This is a genomic window from Thiomicrospira sp. (assembly GCF_014859555.1).
Classification (GTDB): Bacteria; Pseudomonadota; Gammaproteobacteria; order Thiomicrospirales; family Thiomicrospiraceae; genus Thiomicrospira.
The window spans coordinates 23060-29145 of record NZ_JACUTY010000020.1 but is presented as its reverse complement, the minus strand read 5'-3'; the positions used below and the strand labels follow the sequence as shown (position 1 = coordinate 29145).

4 protein-coding genes are annotated in these 6086 nt (G+C 45.5%); 2 read left to right on the top strand and 2 right to left on the bottom strand.

Annotation, left to right across the window (positions count from 1 at the left end; genetic code table 11):
- On the top strand, positions 1 to 672 hold a 672-nt coding region (locus tag IBX48_RS05155; RefSeq protein ID WP_296831487.1), incomplete at its 5' end, for a GNAT family N-acetyltransferase.
- 166 nt (positions 673 to 838) lie between these two features.
- Entirely contained in the window at positions 839 to 2428 is a 1590-nt protein-coding gene (locus tag IBX48_RS05150) for an alpha/beta hydrolase (RefSeq protein WP_296831485.1), read from the top strand.
- Between the two features lie 59 nt (positions 2429 to 2487).
- Here the strand turns inward: IBX48_RS05150 and glnE are convergent, their stop codons facing one another.
- Together glnE and IBX48_RS05140 are read right to left on the bottom strand one after the other, a co-directional pair.
- A complete protein-coding gene (gene glnE, locus IBX48_RS05145; protein WP_296831483.1) occupies positions 2488 to 5235 on the bottom strand; it encodes a bifunctional [glutamate--ammonia ligase]-adenylyl-L-tyrosine phosphorylase/[glutamate--ammonia-ligase] adenylyltransferase in 2748 nt (915 codons plus the stop codon).
- Entirely contained in the window at positions 5228 to 6034 is an 807-nt protein-coding gene (locus IBX48_RS05140) for a hypothetical protein (protein ID WP_296831481.1), read from the bottom strand. The genes glnE and IBX48_RS05140 overlap by 8 nt, the downstream gene beginning before the upstream one ends.
- Between the last annotated feature and the right edge of the window lie 52 nt (positions 6035 to 6086).

Here is a 6086-nt window from a genome sequence, read left to right as displayed (position 1 = left end):
ACTTATTATCGCCATTTGGTTTTATGGGATGATGAAACCTTAGATATTGTCGGTGCTTACCGAATTGGTGAAGGCCGTAAAATTATCGAAAGCCAGGGTTTAAAAGGCTTTTACACCCATAGCTTGTTCAATTTTCAGCCCGAAATCGAGCCATATTTAATGGACTCGATTGAGCTGGGTCGCAGTTTTGTGCAGCCTCGTTATTGGGGGTTACGCAGTCTCGATTATCTTTGGTACGGAATTGGCGCGTATATTGCCGCGCATCCAGAGGTGAAATATTTGTTTGGCCCGGTGAGTTTAAGCGCGGCTTATCCTGAAGAAGCCAAACAAAAAATTATTGGTTTTTATAAACAACAGTTTGGTAGTTGGTCAGATTTAGCCCAAGCTAAAACACCTTATGCTCTAACTGAGTCAACCCAGCAACTGATGCACACCGATTTTGCACAAGATTATGCAACCTGCTTTAAACGTTTAAACCATCAACTTGACCAAATTGGGGTGAAAGTTCCTACCCTGTATAAACAGTACAGTGAACTCTGTGATGACAAGGGTTGTCACTTTATGGCTTTTAGTGAAGATGCCGATTTTGGCTACTGTATTGATAGCTTAATTATGGTCGAGTTAGACAAGATTAAAGTTAAGAAAAAGCAGCGTTATATGACGCCGCTATAGCGGTTTGGATTGGTTAAAAGGAAACCACCAGGCCTGGTGGTTTCGACCTCCCTCTTAATCAGACGGGCACCTCGATTAAGCCAACAAAGCCCAACAAGCGGCCTAAACTTTAATTGCATCCCTGTGTGCCTCCTTGGATAATAAGGGTAAATCTGGGGAGGATTTTATGCGACAGAGAGCCGATCAAATTTCAAAGCTATTTGTCAGGTTAGGTTTGACCTTGACGTTATGTACAACAGCCATCGCTGTAAAAGCTGACGTGATTACATCTTATTTTCAATCGGACAATCAATCACTCCAATATCAAGCGCAAGGCCAACATCAAAATGTGGTGTTGTTATTGGGTGGTGGCCCCGGTTTTAGCAGTTGGAATTTAACCCCCATTCAACAACATCTCGCCACTAACCATCGTGTGTTACGTATGGATATGCGTGGTGTTGGTGAAAACAACCAACAAGAACCCGTTCCGGATAATTTGATTGACCAATGGATAACCGATATTGAAAACCTGCGTCAACATGAACAGGCGGCACAGCTTATTCTAGTCGGGCATTCTTGGGGCGCGTTAATGGCGCAGCTTTACGCGCGCGAACACCCGCATCGTGTGCAACGTTTAATCCTACTTAATCCGGTTGATCCTGATCTGACCGCGATGCAAAATTTAGTCGAGCGCATTGATAACAAAGCGCGTCAAGCCGGTTTAATCAAACAAAATCCAGATGAATTTGAATCCAACTTTGACAGTCCAAGCGCTGAGTCTGTCACCCAACACCAACTCACTCGTGTGCTGCCCACCTATTTTTACGATATCCAGCAGGGTCAAGCCTACGCCAAACAATTTGGTCTAAACGACTTTAATATGGCGATTAACCATGCGGGCTGGCTGGCCTATCAAACTCAGCCGATTCAAGCCGAGTTTTTGCAAACCCTGGCGCAAGATCGCGCCATCAGCTTAATCACCTGCCAGCAAGATTTGCTTATGCCGGAAAGTTTGCAAGCTTACCAAAGCATTTTGCCCAAGCTACACACCCAAGTGCTGCAAAAATGTGCCCACTTCCCTTGGGAAGAACAGCCTAAGTTATTCTATGATGCGCTTGATCTGGCCTTAACACGTGAGGCAGAAGTCGACGACTATTCAGACCTTTCCCCACAAGAACGCGCTTGGTTATTGGATGATAGTGAACTAAATGAGCTAGTGAGTGCCTTGGACAGCATGATTATAGAAACAAGATTCACTCCACCGTTTGATTTGGCCGAGCATTATTACATGACCAATCAGATTGACCTTAATAATCAATCCCTCTCCACCGGCTGGGCCAAACTAACCCAATGCCATTACAATCTCGACCCAGTGGCGCGCTTACAGATTGTTTACCACCCAGAGCACACCAAAAACCTAATCATTCTCGAAGATCACGCGATTGATGTAAGCTGGGTAGAAGGTAAAAGTATTCAAATGAATGGCTTACAAAAAGGCGCGAAAATCTGCGTTCAAGCGGACACCTATGCTCTCACACCACAAACAAACGGTTACAAAATTGAACGCGGCCCATTTATGCGTAAGTTTTTAGACGGTTATTACCCACTGCATGTTGAGTTACAAATTAATTGGGCCGGCCTGCCCTTAGAGGTTTCCGAGATTTTTCCTACCCCTCAAACAGGCGTTGAAGTGGCTTTTAATGGCCAATCTTTGAGGCTTGGTTACTGGTTTCGCGGCGAATTAAGACCCCAGGTTCACTTCACACCAAAACCCTAATCATTCACATCAACTCACTCGTAACGCTTTCAAAGCCAGCCGACCACCAGGCCTGGTGGTTAGCTCTCCATCAACCCATGCCAAATAGAAGTCACTTCTTCGCGTTCAATGCTAAAGTCTTTCGCACTCACCATCGCTTTTTGTTTTTGCAAAGCTAAACGATGATAAGCACTGCGATAGGTTCGGTAATGATTTTGCAAGGTTTCAATCGCTTGGTTGGATAAAACATCGGTATCTTTGAGCGCATCAAGAATGCGCATATTATCGGAATAAACCACCAGGCCTGGTTGTTGGTGAGCGAAGGCTAGCACCAGGTATTGCACAATAAATTCGATGTCAACAATACCCCCTGCCCCATGCTTTAAATCGAATTCATGCTGATTCGATTTATCTAAGCCTTCTCGCATTTTTCGGCGCATCTCTGCAACCTCGTTTTTAACTTTTTCACCATCACGAGATAGCGTCAAAAATGCCGTTCTAAATTGCTCAAAATTTGCTCTAACTTTTTCATACCCCACCACCGCACGCGCGCGAATTAAAGCTTGATGCTCCCAGTTCCAGGCTTTATCTTTTTGATATTGTTCAAAATTATTTAAGGTCGTCACCATTAAACCGCTCGCCCCATTGGGTCGTAAACGCGTATCAATTTCATACAGTTGCCCAGCGGGCATTAAGGTCGTTAATACCGAAATAATTTTCTGCCCCATACGGGTAAAAAATGTCGCGTGATCGAGTGAGCGCTGATTATCTCTGCTTGGTTGGGTTTTCTCATCGGAAGCCACTAGGTCGTATAAAAACACCACATCTAAATCCGAACCATACCCCAGCTCAATCCCGCCCAGCTTGCCATAACCCAGCACTAAAAAAGGTGACTGTGTTTGGCCGGCTGGTAAGCCATGTTTATCGGTCAATTTTTGCCACACATAATCATGTGCGACATTTAGCACGGCCTCGGCAATCCAAGTTAAATAATCGCTGACATGCATCACCGGTACATGTCCTGTAATATCAGCCGCCCCTACGCGAAATACTTGTGCATGCCGCCAATGACGCAGCTGCAACATGAATTGCTCTTCATCGTCGCCATAAATTTTCAATAATGTTTGGGCTTCGGCGAGTAATTCATTCAGCTCCAGCGGTCGATATAAACTGCGTAAATCCAACAATTGATCCATCAAGGCCGGATATTTAACTAACATGTCCGTCAACCAAGGGCTGGCCGCACACAACTTAATTAAATGTGCCAACGCGACCGGGTTTTCTTTTAATAAAACCAAATACACACTGCGACGCACCACGCTTTCTATGACACTTAACGCGCGCTGTAATGCGATTTCTTGGTTATCTTCCTGCCCAGCCAATTGTTTGAGTAGTAACGGCATCACCTTTTCTAAACGCGTGGTGGCTTCCGCGCTCATTTGGCCGACTGAGCGGGCTTTTTTAAATTGGCGTAATAGGTTCAAAATTTCGCCCGGCTTGTGAAAACCAAATTGCGTCAGAATTACCAACGCATCGTCTTCGAGCGGCCCCTTCCAAGCTTGGCCAAGCGCTTCGGTTAAATCACACACATTGGCTTCTTCAGCAAATACATCATCGAAATGCTGTTGAACAATCTGGCGATAACCATTTAATTCCTGCATAAAGTCGGCATAGCTGGCATAACTCATGGTTTCCGCCAACACCTGCTGTTGCATTTCGTCATCCGGTAAATCATGGGTTTGCTGGTCGTTCCATTCTTGCAGTCGGTTTTCGGCTCGACGCAAAAACACATAGGCCGCTTCAAGCTCCTGTGCATCTTTGGATGCAATATAATCTTGTTCGGCCAAATACTTAAGCATCGGTAACAAGGAGCGACCTTGTAACACTTTATCCCGCCCACCATGCACCAACTGAAAGGCTTGCACAATAAATTCAATTTCGCGAATGCCGCCCGCGCCGAGCTTAATATTGTTCTCCATGCTTTTTTTGCGCACTTCGGTTTTAATCATGCGTTTTAGATCACGCAATGAATCCATCGCGGTATAGTCGACATAACGACGATAAATAAAAGGCCGCAAAATTTCAAATAACTCTTGCGCCTTGTCCAAATCACCGGCTACCGCGCGCGCTTTGACGAGTGCATAACGCTCCCAAGCTCGACCGTGCATTTCGTAATAATGTTCAGTGCCCGCAAAACTAATTGCCAGCGGGCCGGCCTCGCCAAAGGGACGTAAACGCATATCAACTCGGTAGACAATGCCTTCCGGCATCATTTCCGTCAGCATCTTATTTAGAGTTTGTCCTAGCTTGCCAAAAAATTGATCATTCGACATCGCGCGTGGGCCATTGGTTTGACCGCTTTCGGCGTAAACAAAAATCAAATCGATATCAGAAGAAAAGTTAAGTTCATAGCCACCCAACTTGCCCATCCCTAATATAATTAGGGTCTGCGGCTCACCAGACTCTTGCCCAATCGGCGTGCCGTATTTTTCGCAAAAACGCGGATACAACCAGTCCAATGCGCCTGACACCAAACCATCCGCCAGATCCGATACATCCCGCATGGTTTCGATTAAATCAGCCCGACCAGCCAGATCTCTTACTGCAATTCGCACCATGTGTTCGCGCCGGAGTTTGCGTAACATTTGTTTGAGTGCCAGTTCCGATTCACAAGTTAACAATGCATCGCGGCATTCGGCCACCAATTCACTCGATTGATAGACACGTTCATAATTAAGCTCCACCAGCGCTGGATAACGCTGATACTCACGCTCTACAAACAGACTCCAAGGCGTGACTGACTCGATCAATGAACGTGCATCATGCATGTTTTAACTCCTGGTTCGACTCGCTCAGCGAATCTTTTTTATATACAAATAATTCAGTTTGACGTTTATCGGCTAGCTGCCAAATCGCATCGGGTATCACATCCGGCACCGCAAAACTGTTGCTAACAAATATGGCATCCGGCTGCATTTCGGCTTGCACTTTTTGCCAAAGCTTTGGCATAGGTTCGGGCGATAAAAACGCATAGATCAGTTCGTATTGCGATAAATCTACTGAGTCGATATCTTGTCTTAATACTTGCCCGCCCCGCAGAATGGCTTGAGTTTTTGCCCACCAATAAGGCAACCAAGCCGTCTCCACACCCAAGGATTGTTGGACATTAGCCAACTTACTCATATAAACCACGTTATGACCCAAACCACAGCCTAAGTCAATAAATCGAACCGATGAACGATCTTTTACCAACTCCTTAAGCGCTTGACGGGTAATGTCATTGGTCAAATACAAAGGCACGCGGTTCACCACACTATTGCGAAACACTAACCACAACAGCACAAACAAGACCAAGGCCATTAACGGACTCACATCCAGCAACAAAGCCGCATATAAACCTATTGGAATAAACAACTGAATCCAACGCCACCAATAAGGCAACCACCAACTTAACAACGCCGCAATCACCGCTTGGGCTAACACTAAAGCCCAGTCTGGATAAGGTGGCGACACCACCAAACTCAAGCCTTTTACCAACAAAGCCAACACACCTATCGCCAACAGCTGCAGCAGTAAAGCCAAAACTATTTTCGGCCATTGCTTAACCCAACCCATTACCTTATGCACCACTTTAAAACACCTTGCACCAATAAAAAACAAACCAACGTAAATTAACTTT